The sequence below is a fragment of the Pseudomonas sp. AK-TSAG1-1 genome, from assembly GCF_056821665.1.
This window is the reverse complement of sequence record NZ_CM165965.1, coordinates 714,807-732,067: the sequence shown is the minus strand read 5'-3', so window position 1 is coordinate 732,067 and position 17,261 is coordinate 714,807. Positions and strand designations below refer to the sequence as shown.

General features: G+C 62.0%; 18 protein-coding genes. 9 read left to right on the top strand and 9 right to left on the bottom strand.

The genetic code is table 11. The features are described 5' to 3' along the window. Positions 1-2 precede the first annotated feature (2 nt). The 5 genes from AC1UK9_RS03205 (at position 3) to AC1UK9_RS03185 (ending at position 4,524) form a co-directional block, all read left to right on the top strand. Positions 3-536, top strand: coding sequence for a GNAT family N-acetyltransferase (locus AC1UK9_RS03205; RefSeq protein WP_025111798.1), 534 nt, complete (start codon positions 3-5; stop codon positions 534-536). Positions 537-541: 5 nt separating this feature from the next. Further along, positions 542-1,078 (top strand): GNAT family N-acetyltransferase, encoded by a 537-nt coding sequence (locus tag AC1UK9_RS03200; protein WP_025111799.1) that lies wholly within the window; start codon positions 542-544, stop codon positions 1,076-1,078. Further along, entirely contained in the window at positions 1,075-1,380 is a 306-nt protein-coding gene (locus AC1UK9_RS03195; RefSeq protein ID WP_473014345.1) for an urease subunit beta, read from the top strand. Before AC1UK9_RS03200 ends, AC1UK9_RS03195 begins: the two co-directional genes overlap by 4 nt. Positions 1,381-1,538: 158 nt before the next feature. Next, on the top strand, positions 1,539-3,239 hold the full coding sequence (ureC, locus tag AC1UK9_RS03190; RefSeq protein ID WP_482579372.1) for an urease subunit alpha: 1,701 nt from the start codon (positions 1,539-1,541) through the stop codon (positions 3,237-3,239). 157 nt (positions 3,240-3,396) lie between these two features. Then, positions 3,397-4,524, top strand: a complete 1,128-nt coding sequence (locus AC1UK9_RS03185; protein WP_482579370.1) for a sensor histidine kinase — start codon at positions 3,397-3,399, stop codon at positions 4,522-4,524. Positions 4,525-4,647: 123 nt separating this feature from the next. Here AC1UK9_RS03185 and AC1UK9_RS03180 read toward each other — a convergent pair whose 3' ends face one another. Together AC1UK9_RS03180 and AC1UK9_RS03175 are read right to left on the bottom strand one after the other, a co-directional pair. Further along, positions 4,648-4,953: a chaperone modulator CbpM gene (locus tag AC1UK9_RS03180; protein ID WP_025111803.1), complete on the bottom strand. Its 306-nt coding sequence runs from the start codon at positions 4,951-4,953 to the stop codon at positions 4,648-4,650. Between the two features lie 23 nt (positions 4,954-4,976). Continuing rightward, positions 4,977-5,927: a DnaJ C-terminal domain-containing protein gene (locus AC1UK9_RS03175; RefSeq protein WP_473014343.1), complete on the bottom strand. Its 951-nt coding sequence runs from the start codon at positions 5,925-5,927 to the stop codon at positions 4,977-4,979. A 292-nt stretch (positions 5,928-6,219) separates the two neighbouring features. On the opposite strand from AC1UK9_RS03175, the gene AC1UK9_RS03170 reads away from it, so the two are divergent. Then, a complete protein-coding gene (locus AC1UK9_RS03170) occupies positions 6,220-7,494 on the top strand; it encodes an Hsp70 family protein (protein WP_473014342.1) in 1,275 nt (424 codons plus the stop codon). Between the two features lie 114 nt (positions 7,495-7,608). On the opposite strand, the gene AC1UK9_RS03165 is transcribed toward AC1UK9_RS03170, so the two are convergent. From AC1UK9_RS03165 to AC1UK9_RS03155, 3 genes are all read right to left on the bottom strand, one after another. Further along, a complete protein-coding gene (locus AC1UK9_RS03165) occupies positions 7,609-8,622 on the bottom strand; it encodes an AI-2E family transporter (RefSeq protein ID WP_025111806.1) in 1,014 nt (337 codons plus the stop codon). A gap of 308 nt (positions 8,623-8,930) precedes the next feature. After that, entirely contained in the window at positions 8,931-9,236 is a 306-nt protein-coding gene (locus tag AC1UK9_RS03160) for a PsiF family protein (RefSeq protein ID WP_025111807.1), read from the bottom strand. Between the two features lie 63 nt (positions 9,237-9,299). After that, positions 9,300-10,094 carry an AraC family transcriptional regulator gene (locus tag AC1UK9_RS03155; RefSeq protein WP_482579367.1) on the bottom strand — a complete coding sequence of 265 codons (795 nt, stop codon included), beginning with the start codon at positions 10,092-10,094 and terminating at the stop codon, positions 9,300-9,302. Between the two features lie 96 nt (positions 10,095-10,190). Between AC1UK9_RS03155 and AC1UK9_RS03150 the strand changes: the two genes are divergently transcribed. After that, positions 10,191-11,078, top strand: a complete 888-nt coding sequence (locus tag AC1UK9_RS03150; RefSeq protein WP_025111809.1) for a DMT family transporter — start codon at positions 10,191-10,193, stop codon at positions 11,076-11,078. Positions 11,079-11,237: 159 nt separating this feature from the next. Here the strand turns inward: AC1UK9_RS03150 and AC1UK9_RS03145 are convergent, their stop codons facing one another. From AC1UK9_RS03145 to AC1UK9_RS03135, 3 genes are all read right to left on the bottom strand, one after another. Beyond that, entirely contained in the window at positions 11,238-12,128 is an 891-nt protein-coding gene (locus AC1UK9_RS03145) for an alpha/beta fold hydrolase (protein ID WP_482579365.1), read from the bottom strand. A gap of 91 nt (positions 12,129-12,219) precedes the next feature. Next, positions 12,220-12,525: a DMT family transporter gene (locus AC1UK9_RS03140; RefSeq protein WP_482579364.1), complete on the bottom strand. Its 306-nt coding sequence runs from the start codon at positions 12,523-12,525 to the stop codon at positions 12,220-12,222. Beyond that, complete coding sequence (locus AC1UK9_RS03135) at positions 12,526-13,164, bottom strand: FMN-dependent NADH-azoreductase (protein ID WP_482579362.1); 639 nt, start codon at positions 13,162-13,164, stop codon at positions 12,526-12,528. A gap of 120 nt (positions 13,165-13,284) precedes the next feature. Here AC1UK9_RS03135 and AC1UK9_RS03130 point away from each other — a divergent pair, with 120 nt between their 5' ends. Next, a complete protein-coding gene (locus AC1UK9_RS03130; RefSeq protein ID WP_482579360.1) occupies positions 13,285-14,202 on the top strand; it encodes a LysR substrate-binding domain-containing protein in 918 nt (305 codons plus the stop codon). A gap of 91 nt (positions 14,203-14,293) precedes the next feature. Continuing rightward, positions 14,294-14,827 carry a ferritin-like domain-containing protein gene (locus tag AC1UK9_RS03125; RefSeq protein ID WP_025111814.1) on the top strand — a complete coding sequence of 178 codons (534 nt, stop codon included), beginning with the start codon at positions 14,294-14,296 and terminating at the stop codon, positions 14,825-14,827. Between the two features lie 119 nt (positions 14,828-14,946). Here the strand turns inward: AC1UK9_RS03125 and AC1UK9_RS03120 are convergent, their stop codons facing one another. Continuing rightward, positions 14,947-17,022 carry an AsmA family protein gene (locus AC1UK9_RS03120; RefSeq protein ID WP_482579359.1) on the bottom strand — a complete coding sequence of 692 codons (2,076 nt, stop codon included), beginning with the start codon at positions 17,020-17,022 and terminating at the stop codon, positions 14,947-14,949. Positions 17,023-17,261: the final 239 nt, after the last annotated feature.

Here is a 17,261-nt window from a genome sequence, read left to right as displayed (position 1 = left end):
CCATGACCTACACCCTGCGAGATGCCCTGCACGCCGACCTGCCGGCGATCCGCGACATCTACAACGACGCAGTACTCAACACCACCGCGATCTGGAACGAATCGGCGGTCGACCTCGGCAACCGCCAGGCCTGGTTCAGCGCCCGCCAGGCCCAGGCCTACCCGATTCTGGTGATCGTCGACACCGCCAACTGCGTGCTCGGCTACGCTTCGTTTGGCGACTGGCGACCGTTCGACGGGTTTCGCCATACCGTCGAGCACTCGGTCTACGTGCGCAGCGACCAGCGCGGCAATGGTCTTGGTCCGAAATTGATGAGCGCACTGATCGAACGGGCGAAAGCCTGCGACAAGCACGTGATGGTCGCCGCAATCGAGAGTGGCAACGCCGCTTCCATTCGTCTGCATGAGCGCGCCGGTTTCAGCGTCACCGGGCAGATGCCGCAGGTCGGCACCAAGTTCGGCCGCTGGCTCGACCTGACGTTCATGCAACTGATCCTCAACCCTGGCGCGGAGCCGCCTGCAGCCAACAAGGAGTGACACCGATGAACGCCGCCCAACTGCGACGGGTCAATGCGGAAAGTTTTGCGCACTATCGTCAGGGCCTGATTGATCTGCTGCTCGACGCCGTAGGCTATGGCGCCAGCGTCGGTTTCATGGCCGACCTCGATGCCGCGCAGGCCCGCGCCTATTTCGATGATGTGCAGCAACAAGTGAACAAGGGCAGCGTGTTGCTCTGGGTGGTGGTCAAGGACGAACAGGTGCAGGCCAGTGTGCAACTGGGCCTGTGCCAGAAGGCCAATGGTCTCAATCGCGCCGAAGTGCAAAAACTGCTGGTGCGCGAACAGGCGCGCCGGCGCGGCCTGGGCCAGCAATTGATGAGTGCGCTGGAACTTGAGGCAGCCAAGCACAAGCGCGGCATGCTCTACCTCGACACCGAGGCCGGCTCCCCCGCCGAGGATTTCTACAAGGCCCTGGGTTACACCCGAGCCGGCGAAATCCCCGACTACGCCTGCGACCCGCACGGCACCTATCGACCGACCGCCCTCTATTACAAGATTCTGCAAGGAGCCCGGCCATGATTCCCGGCCAGTACCAGATCCAGCCCGGCGACATCGAACTGAATGTCGGCCGCCGCACCGTCAGCCTGAAAGTCGCCAACAGCGGCGACCGGCCGATCCAGGTCGGTTCGCACTATCACTTCTTCGAAACCAACGATGCGCTGACCTTTGATCGCGCCGCCAGCCGTGGCATGCGCCTGAATATTCCGGCCGGAACCGCCGTGCGCTTCGAGCCGGGGCAGAGCCGCGAGGTCGAGCTGGTGGAGTACGCCGGGCATCGGCGGGTGTTCGGCTTTGCCGGGCGGGTCATGGGTGACCTTTAAGTAATGCGGTGTCTGCTCTGGCCCCTTCGCGAGCAAGCCCGCTCCCACATTAAACCGAGTTCCTCCAGCGGGCATCCGAACCCCTGTGGGAGCGAGCCCGCTCGCGAATGTGAGCGCAGCGAACGATCTCAAAACCAATTGAATTCCAAGGCGAACACATGAAGATCTCGCGTCAAGCCTACGCCGACATGTTCGGCCCCACCGTCGGCGACAAGGTGCGCCTGGCGGACACCGAACTGTGGATCGAAGTCGAAAAGGACTTCACCACTTACGGCGAAGAAGTGAAGTTCGGCGGCGGCAAAGTGATTCGCGACGGCCAAGGCCAGAGCCAGTTGCTGGCAGCCGAAGTGGTCGACACGTTGATCACCAACGCGCTGATCATCGACCATTGGGGCATCGTCAAGGCCGACGTCGGCCTCAAGGACGGGCGCATCGCCGCGATCGGCAAGGCCGGCAATCCGGACGTGCAACCGAACGTGACCATCGCCATCGGCGCCAGCACTGAAGTGATTGCCGGTGAAGGCATGATCCTCACCGCCGGCGGCATCGATACGCACATCCACTTCATCTGCCCGCAGCAGATCGAAGAAGCGCTGATGAGCGGTGTCACCACCATGATCGGTGGCGGCACGGGGCCGGCGACCGGCACCAACGCCACCACCTGCACTTCCGGCCCGTGGCACCTGGCGCGCATGCTTCAGGCCGCCGATGCGTTCCCGATGAACATCGGCTTCACCGGCAAGGGCAACGCCAGCCTGCCGGAGCCGTTGATCGAACAGGTCAAGGCCGGCGCCATCGGCCTCAAACTGCACGAAGACTGGGGCACCACCCCGGCGAGCATCGACAACTGCCTGAGCGTCGCCGACCAGTACGACGTGCAGGTGGCAATCCACACCGACACCCTCAACGAATCCGGCTTCGTCGAAACCACCCTCGGCGCGTTCAAGGGCCGCACCATCCATACCTACCATACCGAGGGTGCGGGTGGTGGTCACGCGCCGGACATCATCAAGGCCTGCGGTTTCCCGAACGTATTGCCGAGTTCGACCAACCCGACCCGACCGTTCACCCGCAATACCATCGACGAACACCTCGACATGCTGATGGTCTGCCACCACCTCGACCCGAGCATTGCCGAAGACGTCGCATTCGCCGAAAGCCGCATCCGCCGCGAGACGATTGCCGCCGAGGACATTCTCCACGACCTCGGCGCGTTCTCGATGATCAGCTCCGACAGCCAGGCCATGGGCCGCGTCGGCGAAGTCATCACACGCACCTGGCAGACCGCCGACAAGATGAAAAAGCAGCGCGGCCCGCTGCCTCAGGACGGCGAAGGCAACGACAACTTTCGCGCCAAACGCTATATCGCCAAGTACACCATCAACCCGGCGATCACCCATGGCATCAGCCATGAAGTCGGCTCGATCGAAGTTGGCAAATGGGCTGACCTGGTGCTGTGGCGTCCGGCGTTTTTCGGCGTGAAACCGACGCTGATTCTCAAGGGCGGCGCGATTGCCGCCAGCCTCATGGGCGATGCCAACGCGTCGATCCCCACCCCGCAACCGGTGCACTACCGCCCGATGTTCGCCAGCTACGGTGGCTCGCTGCACGCCACCAGCCTGACCTTCATCAGCCAGGCGGCCCTGGAGGCCGGACTGCCGGAGGCCCTGGGCCTGAAGAAGAAAATCGGCGTGGTCAAAGGTTGCCGCGAGGTGCAGAAAACCGACCTGATCCACAACGACTATCTGCCGAACATCGATGTCGACCCGCAGACTTATCAGGTCAAGGCCGACGGTGTGCTTCTGTGGTGTGAACCGGCTGAAACCCTGCCGATGGCCCAGCGCTACTTCCTGTTCTGAGGCGGCCGACACACGGTAAAAGGCCCCGGGCCGGTGCCTTGCGCACAGACCCGGGGCCTTTTTCATGGGTGTGAAAAACCGCCGTTGGATCTGATCGTGTATTTCCCGCCAAAGGGACTACTATTCGATTCGCGCCACCTCTTTTCAGGTACTGCCCATGCGTCTTTCCGAGTTCATCGTGGCCAACATCGACCCTATCGTCGATGAGTGGGAACAGTTTGCCGCGACCATCACGCCGGCCGCCGACTATCTGGATTCAGCCGCGCTGCGTGATCACGCCAGTGCCATTCTGCGGGCCGCTGCCCGCGACATGAACAAGCCGCAGAGTCCTGTCGAACAGGCTGCCAAAGCCAAGGGCGAAGGCCCGGAAAAGACCCCGAGCCTGGACAAGGCCGGCGCCAGTCATGGCGAGCTGCGCCACACCGTGGGTTTCGATCTGGTGCAGATGACCAGCGAATTTCGCCACCTGCGCGCCTGCGTGATCCGCTTGTGGGTCGAGAGTCTCGAATCGTCGGACAAGACTTACTTTCAGGACATGATCCGTTTCAACGAAGCCATCGACGAAGCCCTCGCCGAATCGACCGCCGCCTACGCCGAACAGGTCAATCGCTCGCGGGACATCTTCCTCGCCATTCTCGGCCATGACCTGCGCGCGCCGCTGCAGGCGGTGAGCATGTCCACCGAATTGCTGCTGCGCAAAGCCAGCCTTGAGGGCGATGCCCTGGCCTGCGCCCTGCACATCAAGCGCGGCGCGCGGCACATGGCAGTGATGGTCAGCGACCTGCTGGAGCTGGTGCGCAGCCGTCTGGGAAAAAGCCTGCCGATCGAACCGGCGCCGATGGACCTGGCTGCTGCCGCACGGGCGGCAATTGCTGAAGCCTGCGCCGGCAATCCGGAGTGCGATCCGAAGCTCAAGGTGAACGGCGACACGCGCGGTACCTGGGATGCCGGACGGCTCGATCAGCTCCTGCAAAACCTGATCGGCAATGCCCTGCAGCACGGTGCGAACAATCGCGACGTAACCCTCACACTCAGCGGCGAGGGCGACAGTGTGTGTTTGTCGGTGCATAACTATGGCCCGCCGATTTCCGAAGAAGCCATTGGCACGATTTTCGACCCGTTGGTGCGCAGCGCCGACGAAGAACTCGGGCAGCCGTCGACCAGCCTCGGGTTGGGCCTGTTTATCGTCAAGGAAGTGGTCACCGCGCATGGCGGGACGATCGAAGTCAGCTCGAGCGCGGCTGACGGGACGTTGTTCAGTGTGGTGTTGCCCAGAACGGTTTAAGCAGGCTGACCGCGTTATCGTTCTTCGCGAGCAAGCCCGTTCCCACAGGAGACCGCGATCACATGTGGGAGCGGGCTTGCTCGCGAAGAGGCCCGATCAAGCAACCGATAAACATCAGACAGACTACTCGACCACCAAGCGCCCCAAGCGCTGCCTGAGCATGCGGTTTTCCGCGCGCAACTCATGCACTTCCTCAAGCAGATCGAGCGCCAGGGCGACGCCCTCCCACTCAAGCTCCAGCTCGCGCCGCAACTTGGCGGCGCGCTTGGCCAGACTCAGCTCGTAGTCGGTGAAGCGCCATTCCCGGGGCTGCGCGCCCTGAGGTTCGAGGATGCCGTGTTCGACGATTTCGATCACGTAGACGTCCGATAAATCGGCCGCCTCACAGAATTCTGCCATGTCCAGTTGAACGATCAGGGGGCTGCTCATGATGGGCTACTCCGTCGTCGAATTTAGAAGTTCTCTCGCGGATTGAAGGCGGCTTTCTTTGCCAGCTCCTGCCACAGCGCCTTGACCTCGTCGTCCGAGGTTTTCGGCATCACGGCTTTGAGCTGCACGAACAGATAGCCGCGCTCACCGGCCTTGTTTTTCAAGCCATGACCCTTGGCGCGCATGCGCTGGCCATTCTGGCTGCCGGCCGGAACCTTGAGGTTGATCTTGCCGGTCAGGGTCGGCACGGCCACTTCGGCGCCCAGTGCCAGTTCCCACGGCGCCAGCGGCAGGGTGATGATCAGATTGTCGCCTTCGACATCGAATTTCGGGTGCGGCGCAAAGCGAATGGTCAGGTACAGGTCGCCATTGGCCCCGCCACCGATGCCCGGCGCGCCCTGGCCCTTGAGGCGGATACGCTCGCCATCGGTCACGCCCGCCGGGATCTTCACGTTCAGGCTCTTGCTGGTGTTGCTGACGTGTTGGCCGTTGGCGTTGTATTGCGGCACCTGGAAGCTGACTTTCTTCGACTCGTCCGACAGCGTCTCCTCAAGGAAGATCGGCAGTTCCATTTCCACGTCTTGCCCTCGGCGCCCTGCACTGCGTTGTTGCCGACCTTCGCCGCCACCGAAACCGGGGCCGCGATTGCCGAAGATCGAACTGAAGAAGTCCGAGAAGTCGCCGGTGTCACCGCCACCGCCACCAAAGCCGCCACGGCTCTGCCAGCCCGGTGGCCCCTGGAACGGCTGACCGTGCTGGCCGTAGCGACGCAGTTCGTCGTACTCGGCGCGCTTGTCGGCACTTTTCAGCGCTTCATAGGCTTCCGAGGCGTCCTTGAACTTGGCCTCGGCGTCTTTTTCCTTGCTGACATCGGGGTGGTATTTGCGCGCCAGCTTGCGATAGGCCGCCTTGATCGCCTTGTCGTCTGCCGTCGGCTCCACGCCGAGTATCTTGTAATAGTCTTTGAAGTCCATCGAAGGAATCACCATCCGTTATCGATTTCGCGCCGATGCCAGCATGCGCCAATGTGCGCACGCCAGGTTGACCGATCTCAAGGTTGTGACCGGGTGGCGCAGCAGAAGTTTATCGGCAGTGGACGGCGGTTCTTGCGACCGCCGGTGGTTCTGCCGGCCCATGCCAGCAAGTTTGGGGCAAAGTCCGCGCTTTCAACCCAGTCTAGTCGCGAAATAGCTGATGACCGGCCTTCGAATCTGGCGCGCACTGACATACACTGCGCGGCCGTTTTTTTGACCGGAACCGAAAGACATGAAAGACGCCTCTCCAGCCCGTGCCTGCGGCATCGACTTCGGCACGTCCAACTCCACCGTCGGCTGGCTGCGCCCCGGCATGGAAACGATGATCGCGCTGGAAGACGACAAGATCACCCTGCCGTCGGTGGTCTTCTTCAACATCGAGGAGCGCCGCCCGGTTTACGGTCGCCTGGCGCTGCACGAGTACCTGGAAGGCTACGAAGGCCGCCTGATGCGCTCGCTCAAGAGCCTGCTCGGTTCCAAGCTGATCAAGCACGACACCAGCGTCCTCGGCACGGCGATGCCGTTCAAGGACTTGCTCGGCCTGTTCATCGGCCAACTGAAGAGCCGCGCCGAAACGGCCGCCGGTCGGGAATTCGAACAAGTGGTACTGGGTCGCCCGGTATTTTTCGTCGATGACGATCCGCTGGCCGACCAGGAAGCCGAAGACACCTTGGTGGAAGTGGCGCGCAAGCTCGGCTTCAAGGACGTCTCGTTCCAGTACGAGCCGATTGCCGCGGCCTTCGACTACGAGTCGACCATCGAAAAAGAAGAGCTGGTACTGATCGTCGACATCGGCGGTGGTACGTCCGACTTCTCGCTGGTGCGCCTGTCGCCCGAGCGTCGCGGCATGGACAACCGCCACGACGACATCCTCGCCACCGGCGGCGTGCATATCGGCGGTACCGACTTCGATAAACAGCTGAGCCTGCAAGGCCTGATGCCGCTGTTCGGCTATGGCAGCCGCATGAAAAGCGGCGCCTACATGCCGACCAGCCACCACATGAACCTGGCGACCTGGCACACCATCAACTCGGTGTACTCGCAAAAATCCAGCCTGGCGCTGGGCAGCATGCGCTATGACATCGAGGACACTGGCGGCATCGATCGCCTGTTCAAGCTGATCGAACAGCGCGCCGGGCACTGGCTGGCGATGGAAGTCGAAGAAACCAAGATCCAGCTGACCCACACCGACAGCCGTCATGTGCCGCTGGACCGGATCGAGCCAGGCCTGAGCGTGGAACTGAGCCGCGCCTTGTTCGAATCGTCCATCGACGCGCTGCTTGAGCGCGTGCGTGGCAGCGTCACGCAGTTGTTGAACGACGCGAACGTGGCCGTGGGTCAGGTCGATACAGTGTTCTTCACCGGCGGCTCCAGCGGCATCCCGGCGCTGCGCAACAGCGTCTCGGCAATGCTGCCGAACGCGCGGCACGTGGAAGGCAACATCTTTGGCAGCATCGGCAGCGGTCTGGCGATCGAGGCCATGAAGCGTTATGGCTCGGTGAACTGATCCAGAATGAGCGGTGCGCCCTTCGCGAGCAAGCCCGCTCCCACAGGTTCGGTGTGATCCTGTGGGAGCGGGCTTGCTCGCGACAGCGCCGGCTCAGACGCTACAAAGCCTGGATCAGACCATCCCGCCCAGCTTCAACTCACTCTTCAGATACGCGTAATAAATCGGCCCCGCCACCACTCCCGGCAGGCCGAACGCGGCTTCGAACACCAGCATCGCCAGCAGCAACTCCCACGACTTGGCACTGATCTGCCCGCCGACAATGCGCGCGTTGAGGAAGTATTCGAGCTTGTGGATGAAAATCAGATAGCCCAGCGCCGCCACTGCCACCCAGATCGACAGCGACAGGCCGACGATGGTGATCAGCGTGTTCGACATCAGGTTACCGATCACCGGCAGCAGGCCGAGCAGGAAGGTCAGGACGATCAAAGTCTTGGTCAGCGGCAGCTTGATGCCGAACAGCGGCAGGATCACCGCGAGGAAGATCGCGGTGAAGAAGGTGTTCAGCAGGGAAATCTTGATCTGCGCGAAAACGATATTACGGAACGCCTGCACCAGCAGGTGCAAACGGTCGAACAGCGCGGCGGCCAGCGGTTTGCGTTTGGTCAGGTCCGGCACTCGCTGCAGGGCGATGATCGCGCCCAGCACCATGCCGATCAGCAAGGTGACGAACATGTGCGCGGCGTCCTTGCCCACCAGTTGCAGGTCGGCCAGGTGCTTACTCGCCCAGTCGCCAATGGCCACGCGGAATTCGGCGGCGCTGGCAGGCAGATAACTGTCGAGAAATGGCGGCAATTGACCGCGAGCGCGATCGACCACGCCCATGAATTTATCGAGCGAGGCGCCGGGATTTTCCGCTTCGTGCAGCAGGAAACTGATGGCCCCGGCAAAAATCAGCGCCAGCACACTGACCACCAGCGTGCCCAGCAGCGCCACCGCCAGCCAGCGCGCGCGCCGGCCTTCGATCAGCCGTTGCAGTTGCGGGGTGAGCATGTTGACCAGCTCGAACACCAGCAGACCGGCCAGCAGGCTGGGCAACAAGCGCAACGGCAACGCCAGCAGCAAACCGCCGCAAATGATGATGCAACTGACCCAAAACACAACATGACGCTCAGAAAACGTTGGCATACAGCCTCAAAACGAACGGCGTAAAAGGATTGGCAGTCTGCCAGCGATCCGGGGTGAGCACTAGAAATATGCAGGGTTTGAGATTGGCGGTGCCATGACCGTCCTCTTCGCGAGCAGGCTCGCTCCCACATTGGAACTGCTGCATTCACCACCCATGTGGCAACCCCTGGGTTATGCAGGGTTTGAGATTGGCGGTGCAGCAGCAGACGCCATCGCGAGCAGGCTCACTCCTACACTTGAAATGCGTTCCCCTGTAGGAGTGAGCCTGCTCGCGATGAGGCCGGCACGCTCACCCACTGATCAGAGAATCATTTTTTCTTCAGGCAATCACTCATGAATGTCTTGCGCGCATCGCCGGTCAGGGCTTTGGTTTTCGCGTCGGCGTTGCAGGTTTTCATTTTTTCCTGCTGCGGGGTCAGGGTCTTGGCGTCGTTGGCGGCAGGCGCAGCCTTGAGGCAGGTGCTCATGAAAGTCTTGCGCTCATCGCCCTTGAGGCTCTTGGCGGTAGCGTCGGCATTGCAGGTGGTCATTTTGTTCTGTTGCGCCGTGGCGGCGAAACCCTGGGAACACAGGAGCAGACCGATCATCAACAAAGGGACACGCAACATCTTCATGGAGTTTTCTCCTTGTCGCCGCACCGATGGATGCGGCCTCCGCTGAAGTGTAGCCAAATCTTGTTACACCTTCCTGCCTTCCAGGTGGCTGCGACGATACTGCTCCGGCGTGCACCCCGCCTGCCGGGCAAACATGGCAATGAACGCAGAGCCGCTGCTGTAACCCAGGTCGAAGGCGATCTCCTGCACGCTCCGGGTACTTTCCAGTGCCTCGATCGCTGCCAGATAACGCAGGCGCTGGCGCCATTCGCCGAAACTCATCCCCAGCTCGCGCACAAACTGCCGGGCCAGCGTGCGCTCGCTGACGTGCACCTGCGCCGCCCAGTGCGCCAGCGGCTGATTGCTCCCGGGGTCGGCCTGCAGCGCGTCGAGGATCGCCAGCAACCCGGGATGGCTCGCATACGGCAGATAGCATTCATGCACCGGCGCCTGTTGCAGCTGATCGACCAGCACCTGGGCCAGGCGCTGGTCGGCAGCGAGTTCGGGGATTTTCACGTCACGGGCGGCGAAGTCCTTGAGAATCGCCTTGAGGATGTCGCTGATCGCCAGCGTGCAGGCCCGTGCCGGCAGACCGACACAGACCTTGGGATCGAGGCACACCGCGCGATAATTGACCGGCTGGTGGCTGTAGAAACTGTGCTCGACCTGCGGCGGCACCCACACCGCATATTGCGGCGGCGACATGAAGCGGCTGCCGTCGACGTCCATGTGCAGCACACCGTGGGCCGCATACTCCAGCGTGCCCCACGGATGACGGTGCGGCGCGGCGTATTCATGGGTGTTGAAGTCGGCGTAGCGGAAGTACACCGCTGACGGCAGTTCGCTGAAATCCAGCAGATCGATGTGTTTACTGTTCATGCTGTCCGGTTTCAGAGGCAGGTTGTCTGGTTCGCAGTATAGGGCTGCATCCAGACAGGGGATAATCACCGTTCATCAACGTTCTGGTTTTAACCCATGCAATACGCGTTTCCCCTGCTGGCGATTTTCATCTGGGCCGGCAATACCGTGATCAACAAACTGGCCGTCGGGGCGATCTTCCCCGCCGAGATCGGTTTCTACCGCTGGCTGCTGGCCGGCCTGCTGTTCACCCCCTTCATGCTCAAGGCAGTGATCGCGCACTGGCCGCAGATTCGCCCGAACCTGGGCAAGATCTTCATCCTCGGCGTGCTGGGCATGGCGGTCTATCAAAGCCTGGCCTACTTCGCCGCGACCCTGACCACAGCAACCAACATGGGCATCATTCTGTCGCTGATGCCGCTGATGTCCCTGGCCATGGCGATCATCAGCCTCGGCCAGCGCCTGACCGCCGGTGCATTGTTCGGCGCGGTGCTGTCGTTCGCCGGCGTACTGGTGGTGGTGTCGTCCGGCAGCCTCGGCGCCTTGCTGCAACACGGGGTGAACATGGGCGATGCGATGATGTTGATCGCCACCCTGGCCTATGCGATCTACAGCACCTTGCTGAAAAAATGGCAGTTGCGCCTGCCGCCGCTGGTGTTGCTGTACCTGCAGGTGCTGGTGGCGATTGTGGTGCTGTTTCCGCTGTATGCCGCGTCGCCGAAAACCGGCCTGACCCTGCAGAATATTCCGCTGGTGTTGTATGCGTGCCTGCTGGCGTCGATGCTCGCGCCGCTGGCGTGGATGCAGGCTGTGCAGCGCCTGGGACCGAGCCGTACGACGTTGTTTTTCAACCTGCTGCCGCTGATTACCGCGCTGATTGCCGCGGTGGTGTTGAAGGAAGAGTTGGCGATGTATCACCTGGTCGGTGGTCTGCTGACCTTGGGCGGGGTGATTCTTTCCGAGCGTTGGACCACGGTGTTGGGCCGCAAACTCAGCGTCGCTTGATCTGGCCTCTTCGCGAGCAGGCTCGCTCCCACATTCGACCGAGTTCCAACAGGTGGAATGCGGACAACTGTAGGAACAGGCTTGCTCCCACAGGGGAACGCATTCCAAATGTGGGAGCGGGCTTTCTCGCGAAGAACGATAACGCGGTGTAACTGACCTTCACACGCCGGCAGCCTTGAGCCGCGCCGCATGCTCGACAAACAGCCGCACCGGATCCGCCCCCTTGCCCACCAGCCCCAGCGACTGGTTGACGATGTCGAAGTGATCCAGCGGATAGTCGTCGCCAATCACCGTGCCCAGGTGCGAGCTGTACCGCCCGACCATCCCGTCACACTGCCCTGGCTCGCGCACGAAGGTTTTCGCGAACAGCCGACAACTGCGGTTGGTGCCATCAAACAGGTTGCCGCCGCGATCGGTCTTGCCGGGTTGCAACGTGCCCGACCACGAGTAATACCGCACGCCGTTGACCTCTTCCGGCCCGTGTCCGCCCCAGTTCTCGGGCAGGCCCTGTGGATAACGCTGATTGAACAGCGCCACACCCTCGTGGGTCAGCGATTGGTGCGAAGCGTGGATATCCACCGGCAGTTTCGGCCCGTGGTAACCGGTTTCCAGCACCGCCATCAGCCAGCCGACAAAACGCAGCAGGGCCTCAAGCAGGCGCCCTTTGGCGCTGTCCGCCGGGTAGTGTTTTTGCAGATAGTCAGCCAGTTCCGAACCGTGATTGGGCCCGGCCACCGAGGTCACTGAGGCGACCAGGTCCGGCCGTTTGGCGGCGGCGTAACGGGCGGTCAACGAGCCCTGACTGTGGCCGAACAGATTGACCTTGGCCGCGCCGGTCTCGCGCAGAATCTCGTCGATCCGCGCCAGCAACTGCTCGCCGCGCACTTCGGTGGAATGCAGCGGCGACACCTGCACCGCGATCACCGTCGCACCACCGCGGCGCAACGCCTTGATGATCCCGTACCAGTACGGGTACAGCAGCAGCCGGATAAAGCCGAGCATGCCCGGCACCAGCACCAATGGATAACGTGTCGCCGTACCTTGTGACATGGGCAAACATCCTTGTGGTCGCTGAGTGGATGCCAGACGTGCAAAACGCCCGCCAAGCATCCTCCTCGATGATGACAACGCCACGACCAGCCTACTTCAGCCCCACCACCCCCGCCACAATCAGCCCCACCGATAGCAGTTTGACCAGGGTCAGGCTTTCGCCGAGCAGGGCAAAACCGAGAAACACCGTGCCCAACGAGCCGATCGCCGTCCAGATCGGGTAGGCGACGCTCACCGGCAACTCGCGCATCGCCAACGTCAGGAAGCAGATCCCGCCAATCGCCGCCACCACAGTGATCAATGACGGCCACAAGCGGGTGAAGCCTTCGGCGTACTTCATGCTCATGGCGAACGTGACTTCGAACCCGGCGGCGATCAGCAGGAACAGCCAGGCCATCTAGAACACCCGGGCGAGGTCGAGCAAACACTGCTCGGCCTCGGCCACCGACACCGCGAAGGTGCGTTCCGCCGACTCTTCACCCTCGGCCGCGACCACGCTGACGTCGTTGATGCCGACAAACCCCAGCGCGGTGCGCAGCCACGGATCGGCGTGATTCAGTGCTTCCAGTTCACCGCCGGGGCCGAAACCGGACCCGCCGCGACTGGTGACGATCAGTGCTTTCTTGCCTTGCAGCAGCGGTGTGTACTGGGCCACGCCGTTGTCGAGGGTGTGATCGAAGGTCAGGCCCAGGCGCACGATCTGATCGACCCAGGCCTTGAGGCCACTGGGCACGCTGAAGTTGTACATCGGCGTGGAAATCAGCAGCAGGTCATGTTCCAACAACTCGCCGACCAGTTGATCGCTGAGCGCCAGATCCGCCTGCATCGATAACAGCCGCGCTTGCGGCTCCGGGTAAAACGCCGCTGCCACGAACGCCTCGTTGACTGCCGGAATGAGTGCCCGTCCGACTTCGCGACGGGTGACCTGCGCCTGTGGGTGGCGCACTTGCCAGGCACTGAGAAAGCTTTCCGCGAGGCGCCGTGAGTGTGAACGGTCACCGCGTGGGCTGGCATGAATCGCAAGAATCTTGCTCATCTGAAACTCCTTGAGACTAGACTTGAGTGGTGTGTAGCGCCAGATTGCTGGCAGATCAGCACCGCCTCAAATGAGTAAAAATCAGTCTGGATGAATCTATTTCATCCATGGAGTTTTCAAATGTTCGCTTCGTTGCCGCTGACCGCCTTGCGCGCCTTTGAGTCCGCCTCGCGCCTGCTGAGTTTCAAGGCTGCCGCTGAAGAGTTGTCGGTCACGCCCACGGCCATTTCCCATCAGATCCGTTCGCTGGAAGACTGGCTCGGCGTGGCGCTGTTCGAACGCTTGCCGCGTCAGGTGCGCCTGACCGAGGGCGGTGAGCGGCTGTTTCGCAGCCTGCACGGCGCACTGCTGGAAGTCGCGCAGAGCGTCGACACCCTGCGCCCGCACCGCAGCGGCAGCAGCCTGACGCTGTCGACCACCGCCGCGTTTGCCGCGTTGTGGCTGGTGCCGCGCCTCGGGCGTTTTTATGCACAACACCCGAACATCAACGTGCGGCTCGACACCCACTGCGAAGTCATCGACCTGCATCAGGACGCCAGCGTCGATCTGGTGCTGCGCTACAGCCTCGACGACTACCCCACTCTCTACGGCTTGTGCCTGTTCGATGAGTCGTTCGGCGTATATGGCTCGCCGGAGCAGGTGGCGCTGGCCGCCCGGCGCACGCCGGCGCTGATCAGCGTGCGGTGGCACAACTCAAAGCTATATGCCCATGGCTGGGAGGCGTGGTGCGCCAAATCCGGCGAACACTGGCTCACGCAGCAACCGGCGGTCCGAGAATACGACGAGGAGCATTACGCCCTGCAAGCAGCGATTGCCGGGCAAGGCCTGGTGCTGGCGAGCAATATTCTGGTCTCGCAAAGCGTCGCCAGTGGCTTGCTGGTGCCGTACAAGGGCCAGGCGCAGGTCGATGGCGCGGGCTATAGCGCACTGTGCGTGCCGGGGCGCGAGCGGCATCCGCCGGTGCGGGCTTTTTTTGCCTGGTTGCGTGAGGAAGCGCAGTTGTCCGGGCTGACGCCAAGGTCGCCCGAAATCTCATAAAACTTTTTGCATCGCGCATGACTCACAACTTGGGTACGCGATCACGCCTGTAGAGCGTGGCGCCCATTGGATTAGCCTCCTGGAGATCGAAATGAGCGATGACCTGCATTTGTCTGATGTACAAACCCTGCGCGCACGCGCACGGCAACACGTCGAGAACGGCGCGGTAACCGAGAGCTACAGCGCCAACCGTGAGGAAGTGCTGCGCTTGCTCAATGAATCGCTGGCCACCGAGCTTGTCTGCGTACTGCGCTACAAGCGTCACTACTTCATGGCTAACGGCCTGAAGGCCAATGTGGCGGCTGACGAATTCCTCGAACACGCCACCCAGGAAGCGCAACACGCCGACCGTCTGGCCGAGCGCATCGTGCAACTGGGCGGTGAGCCGGAGTTCAACCCGGACCTGCTGTCGAAAATGTCCCATGCCCAGTACGTGGCCGGGAACACCTTGAAGGAAATGGTCTACGAAGACCTGGTGGCGGAGCGGATTGCGATCGACAGCTACCGCGAGATCATTCAGTACATCGGCGAAAAAGACCCGACCACCCGACGCATCTTCGAAGACATCCTGGCGCAGGAAGAAGAGCATGCCGATGACATGGCCGACATTCTGAAAGACTTGTAAGCCATTCAAAACCGCCTTCGCGAGCAAGCCCGCTCCCACCCTCGGCCGTATTTATCCAGATGAAATACGGTCGAGGGTGGGAGCGGGCTTGCTCGCGACGGGGCCCTGTCAGTCACCGATCACTTTGTAGGCTTGACGGTGACGGGCGCCTTGCCCGCCTTCATCTGTTGCAGCAACGGCGCACACTGATTCGGCTCACCACCACTCGGCGCCACCAGCGCCAGCAGCCCCGCCGCCGGCGCAGCGATCACGCCTAACGCGACCATTCCCGCCCCGCGCAACAACAGCGGCACCGCCTTCACCCCAGCATCGGGCTTGATGAACTTGCCGCGCACGTACAACGGCGAGCGCAGCGAAATCAAACGCCAGCCCTTGGATTCCGGGGTCACGGTCAGGTCCAGTTGCTCGGTGGCCATATTCGCCGTGCCGTCGATATAGATGATCGCGTTCTCGGTATCGAAGACAAACAGGCGTGTGGTCGCCAGGCCAGTCTTGATGTCGAAATCCGCTGCGGCGCAATTGATCTTCACTTCCTTGTCGCCAAAGATCTTGCCGACCACGTAGTTGCCGACGTTGAGCCCCGCCAGTTCCATCAGCTCACGGCTGATCGCACCGTCGTTGATCAGCATCTTCAGGTTGCCATTGGCACCGCCCAGCAGTTGGGCGACGGAGTTGCCGCGACCGCTGATGTCGGCATCGCCATTGAGCTCACCGAAGCTGGTTTTCATCGGTTCGAAGGTCGGGAACAACTGCTTGAGCTTGAAGCCGCGCGCGGTCAGTCGGGCCCGGCCCTCCAGCGGCTCAGTACGGCCGTTGAGGCGAATCTGCGCATCCAGATTGCCGCCGGCCACGCCAAAGCGCAGCGGCTCGAGGCTGAGTTCGCCATCGTTGAGTTTCAGGTGGGTGTAAAGGTCAGTGAACGGCAGTTTTTCGCTGTGCACGATGCGCTTGCCGGTGAACTCGACGTCGGCGTCCATCGCGCGCCAGCGGTCGGTCTTGAACTCCTCGACCGGCAGCACTTTGTCCGTCGGCTGTTTGCTCTCGCCACCGCGGGCCTTTTGCTTGTCGTTGGAGTCGGCACCGATCAGCGGCGCGAGGTCAGCGAACAGCAGTTGATTGGACAGCAACGCACCGCTGAGTTTTGGCCGTGGCTGGCTGGCGACGTAGGTCAGGTCACCGTGAATGTCACTGCCGCCGATCTTGCCGTTGAACTGCTCATAGGTGAATCTGGCACCTGCGGCGTCATGCAATTTGGCGATCAAGTGACCGTCGGTGGAATACGGCGGCGTGTCCGGCAGCGTCACCCCGGTCAGCGGATAGAGGTTGCCAAGGCTGGCGCCGGCCAGTTTCAGACGTAGATCGAGGGCGCCGAGGTTGAGCGGGTCAGTCAGGGTGCCGGCCAGTTCAATGCTGGTGGCACCGATCTTCGCCTGGGCCTGCAGCGGGAACGGTTTGTTCGCGTCCTGCAGCGCCAACAGCCCGCCGATCTTGCCCTGGCCGGTGAGATTCTGACCGTGGTACTGACCTTTGACCTTCAGCGCAAAGGCATAGTCCTGTGGCGCGGCGCCCTTGTCCTGCGCGGTCTTCGCGGCCTTGTCACCGACGATCTCGCTGAACGGAATCGGCTTGCCCAGCGGATCGATCACCACGTCCAGATTGGTCTTCAGCGTCTGGTCGTCCAGCGTGACGTGGCCCTTGTCGAAGCCAATCGCACCGATGTCCACCACCCAACTGGACGGCTCGGCATTCGGGTCCTTCGGATCGAACTTGAACGTCCAGTTGGCGCGGCCATCGGCCAGGCGTTGCAGTTGCGCATTGGGCTCGGTCAGGTCGATGCGCGGGATCGTCACTCGCTGCGCCAGCAGTGCCAGTGGCGAGATACGCAGTTCCACGCGCTTGAGCGTGACCATCTGCGGCTGCCTGGACCAATCGGGATTGCCCAGCGTCAAGTCTTCAGCCACCACGTGCGGCCACGGCACCCAGGCCCGCCAGCCCCCTTCGTCCGGCTCGCGCTGCCAGAGCACCGCGAGGTTGCCGTTGATGGCAAACGGTCGATGCAGTTCTTCCGAGACTTTGGCGTTGAGCGGCGGTTTGATCCGGTTCCAATCGAAGAACACGATGATCAGAACCATCACCGCCAGCAGCAGTACGAGAGTGGCGAAGGTCCAACTGAAGATTTTTCCGGTGCGCGTCATGCACAAGACTCCTGATGACGACCGCACGCCGACTTCGCGACGCACAGCTGAAACGGCGGGCCAAAGCGGCCCTCATGAAATCTACGACTGACAAACAGTGCGCAGGTTTAATCGGAATATAGATTCCAGGGCAAAAAATCGCCCGAATGCTGACCGATTGGTCGAACAGCGTTACCGCCACCCGCACATTTGCGAGGCGCGAGTGAGTCGAAAATACCCACTGCGGTGCAAAACCACCG

Coding starts and splice junctions, on each gene's coding strand:
- AC1UK9_RS03205 (WP_025111798.1), top strand. CDS start 3: ATGACCTACACCCTGCGAGATGCCCTGCACGCCGACCTGCCGGCGATC.
- AC1UK9_RS03200 (WP_025111799.1), top strand. CDS start 542: ATGAACGCCGCCCAACTGCGACGGGTCAATGCGGAAAGTTTTGCGCAC.
- AC1UK9_RS03195 (WP_473014345.1), top strand. CDS start 1,075: ATGATTCCCGGCCAGTACCAGATCCAGCCCGGCGACATCGAACTGAAT.
- ureC (WP_482579372.1), top strand. CDS start 1,539: ATGAAGATCTCGCGTCAAGCCTACGCCGACATGTTCGGCCCCACCGTC.
- AC1UK9_RS03185 (WP_482579370.1), top strand. CDS start 3,397: ATGCGTCTTTCCGAGTTCATCGTGGCCAACATCGACCCTATCGTCGAT.
- AC1UK9_RS03180 (WP_025111803.1), bottom strand. CDS start 4,953: ATGAGCAGCCCCCTGATCGTTCAACTGGACATGGCAGAATTCTGTGAG.
- AC1UK9_RS03175 (WP_473014343.1), bottom strand. CDS start 5,927: ATGGACTTCAAAGACTATTACAAGATACTCGGCGTGGAGCCGACGGCA.
- AC1UK9_RS03170 (WP_473014342.1), top strand. CDS start 6,220: ATGAAAGACGCCTCTCCAGCCCGTGCCTGCGGCATCGACTTCGGCACG.
- AC1UK9_RS03165 (WP_025111806.1), bottom strand. CDS start 8,622: ATGCCAACGTTTTCTGAGCGTCATGTTGTGTTTTGGGTCAGTTGCATC.
- AC1UK9_RS03160 (WP_025111807.1), bottom strand. CDS start 9,236: ATGAAGATGTTGCGTGTCCCTTTGTTGATGATCGGTCTGCTCCTGTGT.
- AC1UK9_RS03155 (WP_482579367.1), bottom strand. CDS start 10,094: ATGAACAGTAAACACATCGATCTGCTGGATTTCAGCGAACTGCCGTCA.
- AC1UK9_RS03150 (WP_025111809.1), top strand. CDS start 10,191: ATGCAATACGCGTTTCCCCTGCTGGCGATTTTCATCTGGGCCGGCAAT.
- AC1UK9_RS03145 (WP_482579365.1), bottom strand. CDS start 12,128: ATGTCACAAGGTACGGCGACACGTTATCCATTGGTGCTGGTGCCGGGC.
- AC1UK9_RS03140 (WP_482579364.1), bottom strand. CDS start 12,525: ATGGCCTGGCTGTTCCTGCTGATCGCCGCCGGGTTCGAAGTCACGTTC.
- AC1UK9_RS03135 (WP_482579362.1), bottom strand. CDS start 13,164: ATGAGCAAGATTCTTGCGATTCATGCCAGCCCACGCGGTGACCGTTCA.
- AC1UK9_RS03130 (WP_482579360.1), top strand. CDS start 13,285: ATGTTCGCTTCGTTGCCGCTGACCGCCTTGCGCGCCTTTGAGTCCGCC.
- AC1UK9_RS03125 (WP_025111814.1), top strand. CDS start 14,294: ATGAGCGATGACCTGCATTTGTCTGATGTACAAACCCTGCGCGCACGC.
- AC1UK9_RS03120 (WP_482579359.1), bottom strand. CDS start 17,022: ATGACGCGCACCGGAAAAATCTTCAGTTGGACCTTCGCCACTCTCGTA.